At 69.3% G+C, this 18,471-nt stretch carries 8 protein-coding genes; 4 read left to right on the top strand and 4 right to left on the bottom strand.

The annotated features are described in order from the left end of the window. Positions 1–12: 12 nt before the first annotated feature. The gene (locus tag NBV68_RS03815; protein ID WP_296307373.1) at positions 13–1,344 is read right to left on the bottom strand and encodes a sugar MFS transporter; all 1,332 of its coding nucleotides are present in this window, start codon (positions 1,342–1,344) and stop codon (positions 13–15) included. Between the two features lie 164 nt (positions 1,345–1,508). On the opposite strand from NBV68_RS03815, the gene NBV68_RS03810 reads away from it, so the two are divergent. Then, a complete protein-coding gene (locus NBV68_RS03810) occupies positions 1,509–2,528 on the top strand; it encodes a LacI family DNA-binding transcriptional regulator (RefSeq protein ID WP_296307371.1) in 1,020 nt (339 codons plus the stop codon). A 138-nt stretch (positions 2,529–2,666) separates the two neighbouring features. Here the strand turns inward: NBV68_RS03810 and NBV68_RS03805 are convergent, their stop codons facing one another. The 3 genes from NBV68_RS03805 to NBV68_RS03795 form a co-directional block, all read right to left on the bottom strand. Beyond that, positions 2,667–5,429: a phosphoenolpyruvate carboxylase gene (locus NBV68_RS03805; protein WP_296307369.1), complete on the bottom strand. Its 2,763-nt coding sequence runs from the start codon at positions 5,427–5,429 to the stop codon at positions 2,667–2,669. Then, positions 5,426–6,421, bottom strand: a complete 996-nt coding sequence (locus NBV68_RS03800) for a glucokinase (RefSeq protein ID WP_296307367.1) — start codon at positions 6,419–6,421, stop codon at positions 5,426–5,428. Before NBV68_RS03800 ends, NBV68_RS03805 begins: the two co-directional genes overlap by 4 nt. Positions 6,422–6,515: 94 nt before the next feature. Continuing rightward, positions 6,516–8,645 carry a S46 family peptidase gene (locus NBV68_RS03795; protein ID WP_296307364.1) on the bottom strand — a complete coding sequence of 710 codons (2,130 nt, stop codon included), beginning with the start codon at positions 8,643–8,645 and terminating at the stop codon, positions 6,516–6,518. A gap of 244 nt (positions 8,646–8,889) precedes the next feature. On the opposite strand from NBV68_RS03795, the gene NBV68_RS03790 reads away from it, so the two are divergent. The 3 genes from NBV68_RS03790 to NBV68_RS03780 form a co-directional block, all read left to right on the top strand. Further along, a complete protein-coding gene (locus NBV68_RS03790; RefSeq protein WP_296307362.1) occupies positions 8,890–9,744 on the top strand; it encodes a hypothetical protein in 855 nt (284 codons plus the stop codon). 370 nt (positions 9,745–10,114) lie between these two features. Then, complete coding sequence (locus tag NBV68_RS03785) at positions 10,115–11,863, top strand: ShlB/FhaC/HecB family hemolysin secretion/activation protein (protein WP_296307360.1); 1,749 nt, start codon at positions 10,115–10,117, stop codon at positions 11,861–11,863. 1 nt (position 11,864) lies between these two features. After that, positions 11,865–18,471, top strand: a 6,607-nt coding sequence (locus NBV68_RS03780) for an MBG domain-containing protein (protein ID WP_296307359.1), incomplete at its 3' end; no start/stop codon positions are given.

Here is an 18,471-nt window from a genome sequence, read left to right as displayed (position 1 = left end):
GAGGGCGCATACTTATTCAAATGGGTCGGCAACGCCCGAGGTGGCCGGGCCTGTTGCGGGCTTGCGCGCGAAGATCCCGAACCCGGCGATGATCGCATAGCACGCCGCCGGCAGCACCAGCGCGAAGGCGAGGCTCGTCGCGTCGGCCAGCGCGCCGAACATCGGCGGGATGATCGCGCCGCCGCAGATCGCGACGTTGATGATCCCCGATCCGTCCGCCGCGCGCGGGCCCAGCTTCTCGCAGGCGAGGCTGAAGATCGTCGGGAACATGATCGCGTTCATCAGGCCCACCGCGAGCAGGGTGTAGCCCGCGATCGGGCCCGTGCCGTTGGCCGAGATGGCGATCAGCGTGATCGCGCCCGCCGCCACCGCAGCCAGCGTCAGGCCGGGGCTGACGAAGCGCAGGACGGCCGAGCCGATGAAGCGCCCGATCAGTGCGCCGAGCCAGTAGAGCGTCACCATCCAGCCGATCACGCTTTCCGGTTGGCCGAGGATTTCCTCCTGCGCCAGATAGTTGATGATGAAGCTGCCGATCGCGACTTCCGCGCCGACATAGAGGAAGATGCACGCCGCACCGTAGCCGAAGCGCGGGCGGCCCAGCAGCGCGAGGCCGTCGGCGAGGCTGGTCTGTTCGTGCCTTTCGCCCCTCAGCCGGTTGCGGAACATCCACACCGCGCCCGCGACCACGGCCAGCGCGACGGCAAGACCGATATAGGTGCTGGTGATGATCGCGCTTTCGGTCTGGCGATAGGTCTGCAAGGCCTCGCCCGAAAGCTCGGCGGCGCTGACGCCGGCGATGGAGCCGAGGATGATGCTGGCTCCGACATAGGGGAAGATCGTCGTCCCCAGCGAATTGAACGCCTGCGCAAAGGTAAGGCGGCTATGCGTGGTGCGCTCCGGGCCCAGCAGGCTGATCAGCGGGTTGGCGACGATCTGCACCAGCACCACGCCGGTCGCGAGGATGAAATAGGCGAACAGGAACATCGGGAAGAGCGCGGTCTGGCTCGCCGGGATGAACAGCAGGCACCCCGCCATCATCGTCACCAGCCCCGCGACCGCGCCGCGCATGTAGCCGAGCTTCTTGACCAGCCGCGCGCCGGGAATGCCTACAATCGCATAGGCGATGAAGAACCAGAACTGCACCAGGCTCGCCTCGAAGAAGTTGAGCGTGAACAGTTCCTTGAGCTTGGGGATGATGACGTCGTTGAGCGAGGTGATCCCGCCGAAGATGAAGAACAGCGCGAAGACGAAGTAGTTGAGGCCCGGCGCATCGACCTGTGGCGTGTCGCCCGCGCCCGAGTGCCCGAAATCCCCCGCGGTGTTGCCGCCCGGTGCCATTGCCATTGTCGCTCTCTCCCAAAGCGTCTTATTTTTGCGAACGTTCACAATCCGCGCGCCCGTGTCAACCTGCAAGAACCGCGGCGGCTTTTCCAGTGCGTATAGCAATGCAGGCCAAAGACACTCGCACGCTTGCGCGGGGATAACGTGAGGCCCTAGAAGCGTGGCCCATGAACGGGGGACCGAAAAGACGGCCGACATCCTTCGATGTGGCGGAGCGGGCGGGTGTCAGCCAGCCGACGGTCAGCCGTGCGCTCTCGGGCTCTCCTGCGATCGCCGAGGCGACCCGCCGCAAGGTGATCGAGGCGGCCGAGGCGCTTGGATACTTCGTCGACGAGCGCGCCGCCCGGCTCAGGCGGGGTTCCACCGGCACGCTCGCGGTGGTGGTGATTTGCCGCGAGGGCGACAATGCCTCGAGCATCAACCCTTTCGCTTATGCCCTGCTCGGCTCTGTGTGCGTCGCCGCGTCCGAAAAGGGCTTCGAGACGCTGGTAAGCTTTCAGGCGCGCCCCGGAGACTTCTTCGGCCACTATCAGGAACAGGGCCGCGCCGACGGGTTGGTGGTGATAGGCACCACCACCAACGCCGCCGCCTGGGAGCATTTCCGCGGGATCGAGGGCGAGGGCCGCCGGGTCGCCTATTGGGGCTCGCCCTTCGACGAGCTTGACTGGGTGCGCTCGGACAACCGCGCGGCCGGAAGGCTGGCGGTCGAGCACCTGCTGGCGGCGGGCTACAAGCGCCCGTGCTTCCTCGGCGCGCTCAATACCCCGCAAGTGCAGTTCACCGAGCGCTATGAGGGCTATGCCGAAGCGATGCGCGCAGCCGGGCTGGAGCCGTGCCTTGCTCCCACCGTCAACGCTGCCACCCGCGAGGAGGAAGGCCGCCGCGCCGCGCGCCGCTTGATCGAGCGGGGGGAGGGGGTCGACGCGGTCTTCGCTGCCTGCGATGCGATGGCGCTGGGCGCTTTGGAAGCCTTCGCCGCCGCCGATCTCGCCGTGCCGCAAGCGGTGGGGGTGATGGGCTTCGACGATCTGGTAGCGGGCCGCTTCAGCCGCCCGCCGCTGACGACCATCGCCCCTGACCCTGCCGAAGCGGGCGCGGCGCTGGTCGAGGCCGTGCTGGATGAAGGCGAGGCCGCGCGCAGGCGTGTGCCGGTGAAGCTGATCGCGCGGGGAAGCACGGCGCGCTGATCGTTTTCCGCACGCCCTCCGGCGTGCGAAATCCTCGCTCATGCGGCCTGAAGGCCGCGTCGCTGCGGGCGCCTGTTCGGGCTTGCGGTCGCTGCGCGACCGATCAGTCCTTTACGGGCGGGTGGGGGACGAGCGGGATCAACCGTGCGCGCCGAATTCGTTGGCGATTGCGGTAGAGATCCGCAGCGATAGCTCCTGCGCCCGCGCGATCGGCGTCATGAAGTCGCGCTCGATCGAGCCATAGCCTTCCTCGCCGCCATCGGGGTAGTCGCTCAGCTCGTCGAGCGGGAAATCGCGCGGACCGGGCACGCGCACCGGGAAGGCGCGGCGCAGCTGGGCGAGGGCTTCGCCGATCCTCAAGGTCAGCACCATGTCGATCACGTCGCGGCGGCTGATGTCGTTGGCGCGGCTGAAGGCGGGGACGGCGACGGCTTTGAGGAACATGTGCTGGAGCAGCGCGAGGCGCAGCGCCTGCAGCACGCCGATGCGGCGGCGCACATGCTCGCGCGCTTCCACATCGGTGATGTCATCCGGCAAGAGGTCGAGCAGGCGATGCAGCTTGAGCGCGTCGATCCTGAGGCGCGAGGCCAGGCGGCGAAACACCCCGGTGCGGTCATCGCCGACGAGATATTCGGCCAGCGCAGCGCAGCTGCTTGCCAGGTGATCCTCTGTCCCGCGATAGGTGCGGCTCGCCCAATAGGCCGAGTTGAACAGCTCGCCATAGGCCGCGACGGTCTTGATGCTGGCGAGCGCATTGGCGCTGCGCACCAGCCGCAGGATCTGGCTGCCGCGCGGGCTATCGGTGAGCAGCGCGGCGATCTCCTCGCGGTTGCCGTCCGCCGCGCTGCCGAACCCGGCGATGACGTTCACCGGATAGCCCAATTGCTGGAGGATCGCGTTGTGCGGGATCGCGCGGATCTGGCGAAGGCTCATCTCGCGGTCGGCATTGATGTCCGACTGGCGGCGCGAGACGCGGCTGCCGGTGGGGTTCAGGAGGCCGAGCCCGAAGGCGGTCACCGCGCGCGCATAGGTGCGGCTGGCCAAGTGATCGCCCTGATGCTCCTTCACCGCGCGGTAGAAATCGAGGCTGAGGTCGGTGCGGTGGTAGAAGGGGTCGGCGGGCGCGGCGATGTCGGTCTCGGCGGGGCGCAGCTCGGCAATCCGGCTGAGCGTGGCGAGCGCCAGTTCGGGCGTGGCGAAGAACAGGTAGCCGTCGCCGCCCTGGAAGCTGACCTCGGGCTCAAGCCGGATCCCGGCACGCGCAAACCGCCGCCGGGCCCAAGGGGAGAGCGGCCATTCGAGGCGGTCGCGGAAGCTCGCCGGGTGCGCGCCGCGCCCCATGCTCTCGCCGTGGGTGTTGAACACCAGCGCCGCGACATCGCCGAGGCCATTGGCTGCCATCGCTTCGGCAAGGCGGCCTTGCAGGCGCTCGATCGCGAGCGCGGCGGGCACCTGCCCGACGAAGCGCCCCGCGTCCGAGAACCCGGTCTGCACCGCCACGCGGCCGCGTGCACGGGCATAGGCGCGGTAGGCGGGCTCGGCGAGCAGCGCGTCGAGGAAGCGGCCGCCATGTTCGAGCGCGGTCTCGGTCTCGAACAGCGGCGAGACATCGACCTTGTCGTCGACCCCGAACAGCTTGGCGAAATAGAGTGCGGCGAGCACCGTGGCGGGCTGCTCGCATTCGGCGACCAGCATGCGGATCGGCGCGTCGGCGTCGATATGCTTGAGGATCTGCGCCATGGCGAGGAACTGGCGGATCGCGGTCGAGCTTTCGGTGGCGAGCGCGGCGAAATTGGTGCGCAGCGTCGCGGCCTCGTCGACCAGTCGTCGCAGGGTCATCAGCGCGCCCTTGCTGGCGAGATCGATCCCCTCGTCATCCCCGCCCAGCCGGCGGCGCACCGCATTGTGGAGCTGCTTGGCGTTCACCCGGAAGTGGATCCAGCCCATCCCGAGCCCGTCGGCGCGCATCGCGGCGGCAAGGGTGAGGAGCGCGGTGGCGCGCTCGTCGGGCGCGCTTGTCGCTTCGCTTTCGAGCGCGGTGATCAGCGGGGCGAGGCTGAGGAGGTTGTCGGGGCTGTGTGTGGTCAGCCGGTTGGCGGCGCTCGCCAGAGCCTCGGCGCTGGAGAGGTCGCCCGCAAAGTCCTCGGCCCGCGCGGCGGCGAAGGCGGCGGCGGGGCGCAGGGTGGCGAGCAGCGGGTGGGCCGCGTCGAGTGCTTCAAGGCTGGCCGTGTAGCGCGCAAGGCGCTCGGCCTTCTCGGCCAGGCGGAAGGCGATCGAGGTGCGCCAGCCGATATCCGTGCGCCCGTCCATGTCGTAGCCGACCCAACTGGCGAAGCGGAACGGCAGGGGCCGGAGCGCGCGCCATTCCTGCGGCCAGCATCGGCGGGCTTCGGCGATCAGGCGGGCGACGATCACGTCGCGCGCGTCCTGCGCCCGGGCCATGGCATCCATCGCGGCCCGATGCTCGTGCTCGAGCGTCACCGCGGTGCGGGTGGCGGGGACGGCGCAGGCGGTGTCGTCGACCTCCTGCTGTGCCGATGCCGCCGTCGCCACCGCTTCGGACTGCGCGGGGCTGAGCAGGAAGGTCGGGTGGGCGGTGAAGACCGCGTGGAGCTGCGGGTTCTCCCAGCGCGCGGCGAAGGCGGCGAAATCCTCCGCCTCGGCGGGTGCGGGCACAGGGGGCGGCGCCAGCAATGTGCGCAGTTTGCGCGCGCGCGCCTTCAGTCCGTCGCACTCCAGCGTTGCGACCAGCGCGGCGACGTCATCGAGGCTGGTCTCGCCCGCCTCGATGGCCCGCGACAGATCGAGCGACAATTGAAACACCGGGTTGAACAGCGGGGTTTCCCGCGTGCGCTGGTGCAGCTCGCCCAGCCGCGCCTCGAGCGCCGCGAGGGTCTTCATGCGTCTTCCCCATGCTCTGAGGCGAAGGCCGCCGCGGCACCGAACAGCCCCGGCTGGGGGTGGATGATCAGCTTGACCGGGATCCCTGCCATCAGGCTCTCGAACCGCCCCTTGGCCTTGAAGCGCGCGGCAAAGCCCGAGGCGAGCAGCGTGTCGCGGATGCGGTAGCCCAATCCGCCCGCGATCACCACGCCGGCAAAGCCGCCCTGCGCCAGCGCAAGGTCGCCCGCGACCGAGCCCAGCGACAGGCAGAACCGGTCCACCGCCGCCGCCGCCAGCGAATCCTCGCCGGAGGTGCCGAGGTTCCAGATTGCGATCGCGTCGCGCTCGGGCACGGTGCGGTGTTCGAGCGCGGCGAGGGCCTGATAGATGTCGACGATCCCGGGCCCGGCCACCACGCGCTCGACCGAGACGCGCAGATGGCGCTGGCGCAGGCGGGCGAGGATCGCGTCCTCGATGCTGTCGAGCGGGGCAAAGTCGATATGCCCGCCCTCGGTCGCCTGCACCCGGTAGTGGCTCCCCGAACGGTAGAGATGCGCGACGCCCAGCCCTGTGCCTGGCCCGAGCACCGAAATCGTGCCCTCGCTTGCCAGCGGCACATCGGGGCCGGCAAGGTGAAGGAACTGGCTGTTATCGGCACGCGCAACGGCGTGGGCGACCGCGGCGAAATCATTGACGATGGTGTACGCGCTCGCGCCGAGCTTCTCGGGGATCAGGGCGGGGCGGATGATCCACGGGTTGTTGGTGAAGCGGATCACCGGATTGGGCTTGCCGGGGCTGCCGACCGGGCCGGCCACCGCGATGCTCACCGCCGGCGGCAGGGTTCCGCCCTTGCGGGTCCGGAAGGCCTCCCACGCGGTCTGGAAGCTCGCATGATCGGCGGTATGGAGCGTTTCCGGCTCGTCGAGACTGATCGCCCCGTCCGCGCCGAAGCTGGCAATCGCGAAGCGGGCATGGGTCCCGCCGATATCGACCACAACGACTTCGCGCATTGCTCTCTCCCCGCCCGGAATCCTCACGCGGCGAGCAATAGCAGGCGGCGCGCGGGAATCCCACGCGCCGCATACTTATTCAAAATGGGGCGGCTTACTTGACGCCCATTTCCTCAAGCAGGCGGGTCGCGCCGTCGACCTTGTCCATGGTCCACAGCATGAAGCGGCTGTCGACGTGGATCGTGCGGTTGATCGCCGGATCATACATCCAGTCGCTGACCACGCCCTCGATCGTGCCGTCGAAGGCGAGGCCCACGAACTCGCCGCGCGCGTTCAGCGTCGAGGAGCCCGAGTTGCCGTTGGTGATGTCGACCGTCGACATGAAGTCGACCGGCAGGGTGCCGAGGGCAGGCGCGATGTAGCTCCCGTAGTCCTTGGCCTTGATCAGCTCGATCATCTTGTCGGGCGCATCGAACTCGCCACGCCCGGTGTGCTTGGCAACAATGCCCTCGGCGGTGGTGAAGGCGGTCCAGACCTGCCCGTCGACCGCTTTGCCGGTCACCTTGCCATAGGTGAAGCGCAGCGAGCCGTTGGCGTCGGGATACATGGTCTTGCCCTGGCTCGCCGCATAGGCAAGCCGCGCGGCCATCACCAGCGAGCGCGCCTTCTGCACGCGGCCCGCACGCTCCTTGTCGGCAGCCTCGGCAGCCATCGCCTCGTCATAAGTGGCAACCGCGAGCTGGATGAAGGGATCGCTCGATGCCTTGAAGTCGGCAGGCGTCTTGCCCATCCACTCCATGCGCTTGGCGGCCGTGCCAAGCTCGCTGCCGGCATAGAGCGAGGCAAGCTCGCGGCCTTCCATGAAGGCATCGAAGCTCGCGATGCGCTGGTCGGCGGGGAGCGTGCGGTATTCGGCGATACCGTCCGCCCAGAGCTGCTGGTCGATCGCCTGCACGTAGCGGCGCTCGATGACCTGCATCCGCTGGGTCATGAAGGCCTTGTCGCGCGCCTGGAAGCCGGGTTCGCGATCCTTGTCGGCCTTGGCCTGCTCGTTCGCCCAGCGATAGAGCGTGCGCGCTGCGCCATAAAGCTGGCCGCGGCCGATCAGCCCGCGCTTGGCATCGGCGAGCGAGACGGCGTTGGTCTCGGCCACCAGCCTGTCGAGTTCGGCAAGCGCCGCATACTGCGCCTCGCGCGCCGGGTCGGCCTTGATCCAGGCGCGGAAACGCTCTTCCTCGGCCTGCTTCTTGGCGACCAGCGAGATCGCCTCGGCACCGGCCAACTGGCCCGCAATCTTCTTTTCGTAGTTCTCGACGCCCTGCAGGGTTGCGGCATAGGCGATGGCCGCCGCCTGATTGCCTGCGGTCAGAGCGTCGATGCTGTCGCCATATTCGGCGAGCATGCGCTGCTGGTAGGGGTAGAGCTCCTCGTAATAGAAGCGCGCCTCGTCAGCCGTGCGCAGGCGTTCGGTGGTGCCGGGGAAGCCCGCGACCATCACGAAGTCGCCTTCCTTGACGCCCTCCTTGGCGATCGGCAGCCACGCCTTGGGCTTGAAGGGCACGTTGTCCTTGGAGAATGCGGCCGAGGAACCGTCGGGCGCGACGTAGGCGCGGTAGAAGGAGAAATCGCCGGTGTGGCGCGGCCACATCCAGTTGTCCTTCTCGCCGCCGAAATTGCCGACCCCGCCCGCGGGCGCATAGACCAGCCGCACGTCCTGGATCTCGAGCTGCTGCTGGAGCCAGTACTGCGCCCCGCCGAAATAGGCGCGCACATCGCAGCGGCGGTTGGCCTGCTTCTCGCAGGCTTCGATCAGCGCGGTGCGGTTGGCCTGAAGGCGGTCATAGCGCGCGCGGCCCTCGAGCTTGTCGGCACCTTTCAGCATCGCGGCGGTGACGTCGCGCAGATCCTCGATCACGTAGATCCGGCTGCCGGGAGCGGCGGGGAGCTCGTCGCCCAGCGCCTTCGCGAGGAAACCGTCGGTGAGGTAATCGTTCTCCGGCGAGGAATTGTACTGGAGCGAACCCGCGACGCAGTGGTGGTTGGTCGCGACCAGACCCTGCGGCGACAGGAACGCCGCCGAACAGCCGCCCAGCGAGGCGATTGCGGTGAGCGGCGGGCGCTGGAGGTCGCCCAGCGTCTTGGCGTCGAGTTCGAGTCCCGCAGCCTTCATCTCGTCGGCGATGGCACCGGTCTGGCTCGGCAGCCACATGCCTTCATCGGCGGCGGCGATGGCGGGTGCGGCGAGCAGCAGGGCGCTGGCCCCGGCGCGCAGGATCGTCTTCATGTGCAGCAAACCTCTCTCACGAATGGATGGCGCCCGCTTGGGCGCAAGAGGCGCCTGTTAGGGCAAAGCGCGCGGGGCTGAAAAGGGGCATTGTGCCCCATCGACGAACCGCACATCGCGCTCGGCAGGCGACTTGGGGTTCGCACGGGCGAGGTTTTCCTGCAAAACGGCTCTTGCGAGTGATTATCAGTTCGGCCATGAGGCTGAGCGGATTTCATCACACCCCAAGGACGCACCCCCTTCCATGAACAGCACGCTCAAACTCTGGACCCAGCTTGGCCTCGGCACCGCGCTTGCAGGCGGGCTGCTTGCGGCCTGCGGCGGCGAGGCGGGCGGCGGCGAGGGTGCGACCGGCGAGGCGGGCGCCCCCGGCGCAGCCGCCACGGCCGGTGAAGGCGAGGGCGGCGCAGGCGAAGGCGAAGCGGCTGCATCGGGCGGCGAGGGCGAGGGCGGCGTCGCGACTGCAGATGCGGCGAAGGACCCGGTCGCCTACGGGATCGCTCTGGCTGTGGCCGAAGCCCATGTCGTCGCCGCGCGCGATGCTTATGCGGCGGGCAAGAAGGACGCGGCGGCGGAAATGTTCGCGCATCCTGTCAGCGAAGTGCTGCTCGATATGGACCCGGCTTTTACCGCGCTGGGGGTCAAGGATATGAAGCCGCTGTTCACCGCTGCCTCGGATGCGGCGCTGGCGGGCAAGCCGGTGGCCGAGGTGAACAAGGCCTATGACGCGATTATCGCCGCGCTGCGCGGCGCGGCGGCCAAGGCGCCCAAGTCTGGCGCGAGCGAGGCCAAGGTCGCCGGCGGAGTGATCGCCGACATGATCGAGCGGGCGAGCGCGATGTATCGCCAGCTGCCCAAGAACGATGCTTACGAGCCCTATCTCGACGGGTACGGCTTCGCCCGCGTCGCGGCGGGTGCCTTTGCCGCCTCGGGCGCGGGGATCAAGGCCGAGAATCCGGCGCTCCACGCCAGCATCACCGAGGCGCTCGCGCTGCTGGGGCAGGCCTATCCCGGTGCCGCCCGCCCGGCCAAGCTCCCCGCCGAGCCCGGCGCGCTGTCGGGTGCCTCGGCCAAGGTGATGCTCGCCGCCGGGAGCTGATGGCCCGGTATCGGCGCGCCCGATTCCTCCCCGGAGCGGATGCAAACGCTCGCACTGTTGTCCAAACGCGACAATCTTGCCACTGCGGCCCGATAGGGGGCGCTGCGTGCTTGCCTTTGCTGCAAGCCCGAGTAGCGTTGCAGGACAAGAGGGGTCGCCGTTCGCAGGATTGCCACTGAGGGGTGTCAAGCCGGCGCGCGTGTATTTGAGGGTCCGGGCTTCGTGCGCGGCCCGCCGCAAGCGCGGTGGGCGGACGGGGCCGGGTCACGGAAGTTTGGGGGGGACCTTGTCGCAAGCTCACATCAGCCGGCCGCGCGGGCACCTGCGCTCGTTTGCCAGCACTGCTGCCGTCGCGGCTGGCGCGCTGTGCTTGGCGCCCGCGCCCGCGCCCGCGCTCGCGCAGGCGGGGCCTGCCGCCGGCATCACGCCGCCCAACCGCAGCGACCTCGTGCCGCCCGACCAGAGCCCGCCGCAACGCACCACGACGCTGACGGTCGACGGCGATTTCGAACGCGCCCCTTGCGCGCTCGACCGTCCCGAATATGCCGGGATCAAGTTCACCGTTAAGGGTGCCGCCTTCGATGGTCTCGCCCGCGTGCCCGGCCTCTCGCTCGAGCGCGCCTATGCCGACTATGTCGGACGCGAGCTGCCGGTTTCGGTGCTGTGCGACATCCGCGCCGAGGCCAACGCGATCTTGCGCCGCGACGGCTATCTCGCCACGGTCGAGATTCCCGAGCAGAGCCTTGCCGACGGCACCCCCGATTTCAAGGTCGTGTTCGGCCGCCTCACCTCGGTGCGCGTGCGCGGCGAGGCGGGGGCGTCGGAGGAGCTGGTGGCGCGCTACCTCGAAAAGCTCACCGCCGACGAGGTGTTCAACATCAACCGGGCCGAGCGCTACCTGCTGCTTGCCGATGATCTGCCCGGGCTCGACGTGCGTCTGTCGCTGCGTCAGGCCGCAGGCGGTGCGCCCGGCGATCTGGTCGGCGAGGTCGCGGTGCTGCGCCAGCGCGCGATGATCGACCTCAACATCCAGAACCTCGCCTCGCGCGCGATCGGCCGCTACGGCGGGGTGCTGCGCGGCGAGATCTACGACGTCACCGGAATGGGCGACCGCACCTCGCTGGCGGCGTTCACCACGCTCGATTTCGAAGAGCAGCAGACGGTGCAGGTCGGCCATGATTTCCGCGTCGGCAGCGAGGGGCTGCGGCTCGGCGGACAGTTCACCTGGAGCACCACCAACCCCTCGACCGGGATCGCCGGGTTCAGCGTCGATTCCGAGACGATCTTCGCCAGCGCCTTTGCCAGCTATCCGCTGCTGCGCACCCGGGCGAGCAGCCTCTATGCCGATGCCGGGTTCGACTATGTCGATCAGGACGTGTCGCTGAACGGTTTCGGGCTTACGCGCGACCGGGTGCGAATGGCCTATGTGCGGCTGTCGGGCGAGATGATGGATCAGGGCTCGGTGGTGCGCGCGGGCGGCTATACGCCCTACGAGCCCAAGCTTCGCCTGCGCTACGGGGCGGAGCTGCGACAGGGGATTGACGTCTTTTCGGCGAGCCCCGATTGCCGCCCCAACCCGCTCGCCTGTCTGCTCGGCGGCACGGCCGGGCCGAGCCGGATCGAGGCCGATCCCACCCCGCTGGTGCTGCGCCTCAACAGCGGGATCGAATACCGCCCGGTGCCGCTGTGGACGCTGGCGCTGAACACCCAGGCGCAGATCACCGGCGACGCGCTGCCCGCCTTCGAGGAACTGGCCGCCGGCTCCTTCTCGATCGGGCGCGGCTATGATCCGGGCGCGGTGCTGGGCGACAGCGGCATCCTCAATGCCCTCGAGCTGCGCTACGGCTCGATGAGCCCCGAGACCGCCGATGGGGTCGCCTGGCAGCCCTACCTGTTCACCGACCTCGCGGTCGTCTGGAACGAGGATCCGAGCCGCGCCGGCTCCAACCCCGACAAGCTATGGTCGGCCGGCGGGGGGGTGCGCCTGTCCTGGGGGCGCGGCATCCAGAGCGATCTGGTTGTCGCCGTGCCCCTCGAAACGCCTGATCTTGCCCAGCGAAGGGGCGATGTCCGCTTCCTGTTCTCGCTCACCGCCCGCCTGTTCCCGTGGAGATTTTGAGATGAGCCAAGCCACCGCAAAGCGCGCCTCCCTGTTGATCGGCTGCGGCAGCGCGGCACTGGCGCTCGGGCTGATGCTGGGCTCAGCGCCCGCGCGGGCGCAGGGCATCCAGGCCGACGGCACCGTCACCTTCGGCGGGGCGAACATCGACCAGACGGTGCCCAGCCAGACCACCGTCGACGTCTTCACCCGGTCCGTGGTGATCGACTGGCAGCCGCTCGAGGATGCGGCGGGCAATGCGCTCGATTTCCTGCCCACCGGCGCCACCGCCTTCTACCGGAACAACCCCAATGCCTCGTTCATCGGCGAGTTTGCGGTGCTCAACCGCATCCTGCCGTCCACCAACGGCGATGTCGCGGTCATCAACGGCAGCGTCATCTCGCAGACCTTCAATGCCAGTGGCGGCTCGACGAGCGGCGGGTTCATCGCCTTCTATTCGCCCACCGGCATTCTGGTCGGCAGCACTGCCAGCTTCGATGTCGGAAAGCTGCTGCTGACCACGCTCGACACGACGCCGAACAATTTCGACCAGTTCGCCCAGACCGGCTTCGGTCTCCAGTTGCAGGGCGCGCAAGGCTCGACCGCGCGGATCCGCATCGATCCGGGCGCGGAAATCCTCGCCACGCCCGAAAACGCCTTCTTCGCGGTAGTCGCCGCCGATGTCGAGATGCGCGGCATCGCGCGGGTCAACGGCAGCCATGCCTATGTCGCGGGCGAGGCGGTGAATCTCACCTTCGACAACGGGCTGTTCAGCATCTCGGTGCCGGTCGGCACCGCCGCGGCGGGCGAAGTGGTGACGCTTGACGGCACCATCGGCGGCCCGTCGAGCACCGGCACCAATGGCGACAACCACCTGATCTACGCGGTCGCGCGCGCCTCGCAGGATCCGATCTCGATGCTCTTGCGCGGCAATCTCGGCTTCGATCCGGCGCAGAGCGCGGGCGTGGTCAACGGCGAGATCATCCTTGCGGCCAATCACAACGTGTTCGGCAGGACGGTCGACGGCGGTTCGATCAGCAACGGCACTGGCGCCATTTTCGGTGCCAACTCCGCGCTGTCCGGCGCGCGCGCCGATATCGACATTACCGATGCCACGGTAACCGGCAGCCTGCTGGCAGTCGGCTCGCACCGGGTAACCGCGGCTGCGACGGGTGCGGACAGCAGCTTTGCTGGCAACCTGCTGCTGGTCGGGCGCGAGAGCGCCAACCTGATCGCTTCGGGCGGCAATGACATCAGCATCGCGGGCGACGTGCTGATCGACGCGCAGGATTACGGGGTGAGCGGCTCGGGCCTGCAATCGCTCGACGTCATCAATGCGGCCGCCGGCAGTGCGCTGATCGAGGCCAATGCGGGCAGCACGATCACCGTAGGCGGTTCGGCCTTCGTCCTGGCCAATGCTTTTGCCGGGACCGAGACCATCAGCCGCATCGCAGGCATCGCCCGCGGCGGCAGCGCGGCGATCAGCGCCAATGGAGGCACGGTCGACATCACCGGCGCGGCCAGCGTCGGCGCTTCTGGCCTCGGCACCAATTTCTCGGACATCATCACCGGGGCCGAGGCGCGGGGCGGCGCGGCCGAAGTGCGGGTGCGCGCGGGCGGCACGGTGAACGTGGGTCAGGATCTCGCCGTATTCGCCGACGCGCGCGGCGCGCAAGGCTCTCTCCAGAGCGCCTCGAGCGTTTCCAACGCCTATGGCGGCACGGCCCGCCTCTCGCTGTTCGATGGCGGCGGCACGATCACCGTGACCGGCCCTGCCTTCCTTGGTGCCGGGGCCACCTCGGGATCGGTCAACGTCGCGGGCGCGGGTGCCATCGCCGATGCGGGCGAGGCGACCGTCAGCGTGCAGGAAGGCGGGCTGATCGAGATCGGCAGCGATCTGGTGCTCAATGCGACAGCGCGCGGCGGCGCCAATACGGGCGGCACCGGCGGGGTGGCGCGCGGCGGGCGCGCTTCGGCGCTGGTGCTCAATGGCGGGACGATCACCGTCGGCGGCGATTTCGACGCGGATGCCTTGGCCGCCGCTGGCGACGGGCTGACCGGCGGCGAAGGCCTTGGCGGGATCGCGGGAGCAGTCGTCAATGTCGGCGAGATCGCCATCGCGGGCCGCGCCTTTGCCGGAACCGAGGGGCTGGGCGGCGCGGCATTCTTCGGCGGCAATGGCGGGATCGGGCGGGGCGGCAACTCGGCCTTTCAGGCCGGTGGCACCGCGACCCAGACCGCGCGCCTGACCATCGGCGGCGATGCGATCGCCTTCGCCCAGGGCGTCGGCGGCAGGGGCGGGGACGCCGATGACCGGTTCGGCATTCCCGGCGGGCGCGGCGGGGATGGCTATGGCGGCAATTTCACGCTCCCCAACCAGGCCGATCCCGCTTTCAACAGCGGCGCCTTCATTCTGGCGGGCGGTGACAACGGGACGATCATCGTCACCGGATCGGCGACCGCTGTCGCCACCGGGGTGGGCGGTGATGGCGGCTCGGACAACAGCAGCACGCTCGCAGGCGGGCGTGGCGGCAATGCCTTCGGCGGGCTCGCGCAGGTCGGCCTCGCGCTGCTCGGCGGCACCGGCGCCCTGGGTCAGGGCCGTGCGACCTTTGACGACGTGTTCGCCCAGAGCGATGCCTTCGCGGGCGCCGGCGGCGCGAGCATCATCGCCCAAGGCGACGGCGGCGAGGCGACCGGCGGCACTGCGGTGATGACCCTGCGCGCAGGCGATGCCACCGCCACCATCGTCGAACTGAGCGCCATCGGCTATGGCGGCACAGGCGGAACCGGCGGGATCGGCCGCGGCGGCGAGTCCGCGATCGTCGGCAGCCTCGGCGGGACGCTCGTGACCAGCGGGGTCGAGATCCGCGCCAATGGCGTGGGCGGCGTCACCAATCTGGGCACCGGCGGCGACGGAATCGGCGGGGTCGCCGAGATGGAGATCGACGGCACCAGGATCACGATCAACGGCGATCTGTCTATCGAAGCAAATGGTGCGGGCGGATTTTCGGCCGACGGCGCGGGCGGCAACGGCCTGGGCGGCGAGGCCTATATCGGCCAGGCGCAGGCCGGCAACGCCGGCATTCTCAGCGTCACCGGGCATACCGAAGTCTTCGCCAATGGCCGCGGCGGGGACAGCGTCACCGGCTTTGCCGCAGGCAATGGCCAGGGCGGGCACGCGTGGATCCGTTCGAGCGCGGGCGCGACCAAGACCTTTGGCTCGGTCCAGCTCACTGCGATCGGCCGCGGCGGTGAGGCCGCCGCCCACGAAGGCGGCAACGGCACGGGCGGCCTTGTCGAACTGATCTCCACCGGCACCGGCAGCCGCATCACCATCTTGCGCAACGTGCCCGATGCCTTCGCGACGGAATCACCCGGCGGCAGCGCGATTCTCAATGCCAGCGGCTTCGGTGAGGTCACCAATGGCGGTGACGGGATCGGCGGGCTTGGCCGGGGCGGGACGATCCTTGTCTCCGCGGCGCTCGGCGGGGCGGCCAACCTGCCGGTCAACATTCTCGCCGATCCGGATCGTGCGGCGGATTCGCTGTTCATGCTCGCCCAGGGCACCGGCGGCGACAGCGCGGCTGACGGCGGCACCGGCGGCGCGGGTATCGGCGGGGGCATAACCCTGCTGGTCGATGGCGGAACGCTGGTGGCGGGCGCGGCGACGCCCTCGACCTTCGCGCAAGGCGGCAACTCCGGCGTATCGACTTCCAACATCACCGGCGGCGATGCGACCGGCGGCTCGCGCGTGATCCGCGTCATCAACAATGGCACGATCACGCTCGGGAACACCGGCGGCGGTGCGGGGGCGCAGGGCGGGAATGGCTCGGGCAGCGGCAATGGCGGCGATGCGACCGCCGGCTCGGTGCTGTTCGAGGTTCTCAATGCGACCGCGAATCTCGCCGGCACCTTCGGCCTGTTCAACACCGCGATCGGCGGCAACGGGCAGCGCGGCGGCAATGCGGGCGGCGGATCGATCACCGTCAACGCGTCCAATGCGACCATCGCTCTCGCCAACAGCCCGACCGGCGGCGCCGGGTTCCTGACGCTCGACAGCGCGATGACCGGCGGCGAGGGCATCGTGGCGGGCGGCGATGCGACCGGCACCACGGTCAACATTACCCTGAACTCGTCCAGCCTGACCGGCGGCACGTTGTCGGTCGTGCAGAACGTGGCGGGCGGCCTGGCAACCTCGGGCAGCGGCACAGGGGGCAATGCCACCGGGGCCAACGTGGAGGTCGACGCGACCGGATCGACGCTGTCGCTGGTCGGCCCGCTCAACATCATCGCCTCGGCGCGCGGCGGCGACGCCGGGCCGGACGGCACCGGCGGCACAGGCGTGGGCGGCGTGGCGGCGCTCCAGCTTGCGGGCAGCACGCTCACTCTGACCCCCGGCGCGCAGGGCGCCCCGGCCAATATCACCATCCGCGGCGATGGCAGCGGCGGGTTTGCCGGAACCGTCGGCAACGGCACCGGCGGTTTCGCGACGCTGTTTGCCAACGGAGGTTCTGTCGACGCCGGGCGGGTGCTGCTCAGCGCGCAGGGCACGTCGAACGGCCTCGCCGGGCAGACCGGAACCTTCGCCGATGGCGGCATTGCCGGAATGGGGCTGAGCGGCGCTGCGACCTTCGATGCGGACACGATCACGATCATTGCCAGCGCCGACACCGCCACCGGCGGCGCCGCGCGCGGCGGGTTGGCCAGCTTCACCACCTCGTCGGGCAGCACCGCCAACCTCACGGCCAACAGCCTGTCCGTCAGTGCCGATGCACTGGGGGCCGATCCGAACGCGCTCGCCTATACCGCGGGCCGCTTCATCGTCAGGCTTCTGGGCGGCAGCGCCAATCTCGGCGATTTCACCGCGAGTGCGATCGGCAACCTGCTTGAGCCCGATCCGGAGGCCTCGCGCATCGAGGCGGTGGGCGGCAGCCTCAATGTCACCGGCCAGCTGAACGCCTTCGCCTTCGGCGACATCATCGTCACGCATGGCGAAAACGGGTTCATCGGCAACGGCGCGGTCGGGCCGGTCACGAGTGTGATCCAGATCGACACCCGCGGCACGCTGACGGTCGAGAGCATCGTGCCCGGCGCCGGCGGGAACACGAGCGCGGGCGGCGGGACCGGCGGGTTGCGCGGGCAATCGGTCGATCTGTTTGCAGGCCGCTCGATCCTGATCGACGGCAACGTCTCGGCTACCACCGGCGGGGTCAGTCTGACCGCCAATCTCGGCGGCGGGCAGGCGCTGGCGCAGCCGGGGGTGTCGGGAATCACCATGCTTCAAGGCGCGCGGATCGACGGCGGCACCAGTAGCGTCACCATCCACCTGGTCGACGGTTTGAGCGATCCGCAGCGCCAGACGGGCGCGATCACGCTCGCGAACATCACCGCAAGCGCCATCGACGTGCGCAATTTCGGCATGATCGCGGGGAGCAACATCAACGTGCTCGCCGACGGCGTGCTGACCGCCTCGGGCAGCGGACGGGCGATCGACCTTGCCGCGCTTGGCGGCGAGGTCATCAACCTTCACGGCAATGCCGGCCTGATCCTCACCGGCGGCGGGCATTTCGGCATCTTCGCCGCCACGCCGACCGGATCGCAGATCGGCAGCCCGGGCAATTTCGCGCGGCGCTACAACGTGCTGACCGAAACGGCCTATGACGCGCTCAACCCCGGCGGCAACTTCGCGGCGTTCCGCATCACACCGGTGCTGACCGTCACCGCCGATGACATCGCGCGCTTCTACGGCGATGCCAACCCGGCCTTCACCGCCACCATCGCCGGCTTCCTGCCGGGGGACTCCATCGCCGACATCACCGGCGCGGCGCAGTTTGTTACGCTGGCGGACGGCACCTCGCCCATCGGCCAATATGCGATCGATGCCGACCTCGGCTCGCTGCTGAGCGCGCAGGGCTACCAGTTCAGCTTTGCCCCCGGCATCCTCACCATCACCCCGCGCCCGATCACGATCACCGCGAACAGCTTCTCGCGCATCTACGGCAACGCCAATCCGGCGCTGGGCTTCGTGGTGGGCGGGCAGGGGCTGGTCAATGGGGACCAGCTGAGCGGCGCGCTCGCCACCACTGCCGGGCTGACCAGCGGCGTCGGCATTTACGGCATCACGCAAGGCTCGCTTGATGCCGGCGCCAACTATGCGGTGACCTTTGTCGGCGGGCAGCTGACCATCACCCCGCGCCCGATCACCATCGACGCGAACAGCTTCTCGCGCATCTATGGCAACGCCAACCCGGCGCTGACCTTCACCGTCGGCGGGCAGGGCCTCGTCAACGGCGACCAGCTCAGCGGCGCGCTGACGACGATCGCCGGGGTGACGACCGGCGTCGGCAGTTACGCGATCACGCAAGGCACGCTGACGGCGGGCGCCAATTACACGGTGACCTACAATGCCGGGGGACTGACCATCACCCCGCGGCCGATCACGATCACGGCGGACAGCTTCTCGCGGGTCTACGGCAACGCCAATCCGGCGCTGACCTTCGGCATCGGCGGGCAGGGTCTCGTCAATGGCGACCAGCTGACCGGAGCGCTGGCGGCGGCGGGCGTGACCGCAGGGGTCGGCACCTCGGCGATCACCCTGGGCACGCTGTCGGCGGGCGCCAATTATG

It is taken from the genome of Erythrobacter sp., assembly GCF_023653175.1.
GTDB lineage: Bacteria > Pseudomonadota > Alphaproteobacteria > Sphingomonadales > Sphingomonadaceae > Erythrobacter.
This window is presented reverse-complemented; position numbering and strand designations above follow the sequence as displayed.

What these genes read in the sequence shown, in the direction of transcription:
- NBV68_RS03815 (WP_296307373.1), bottom strand. Translation starts at nt 1,344, where the DNA reads ATGGCAATGGCACCGGGCGGCAACACCGCGGGGGATTTCGGGCACTCG.
- NBV68_RS03810 (WP_296307371.1), top strand. Translation starts at nt 1,509, where the DNA reads ATGAACGGGGGACCGAAAAGACGGCCGACATCCTTCGATGTGGCGGAG.
- NBV68_RS03805 (WP_296307369.1), bottom strand. Translation starts at nt 5,429, where the DNA reads ATGAAGACCCTCGCGGCGCTCGAGGCGCGGCTGGGCGAGCTGCACCAG.
- NBV68_RS03800 (WP_296307367.1), bottom strand. Translation starts at nt 6,421, where the DNA reads ATGCGCGAAGTCGTTGTGGTCGATATCGGCGGGACCCATGCCCGCTTC.
- NBV68_RS03795 (WP_296307364.1), bottom strand. Translation starts at nt 8,645, where the DNA reads ATGAAGACGATCCTGCGCGCCGGGGCCAGCGCCCTGCTGCTCGCCGCA.
- NBV68_RS03790 (WP_296307362.1), top strand. Translation starts at nt 8,890, where the DNA reads ATGAACAGCACGCTCAAACTCTGGACCCAGCTTGGCCTCGGCACCGCG.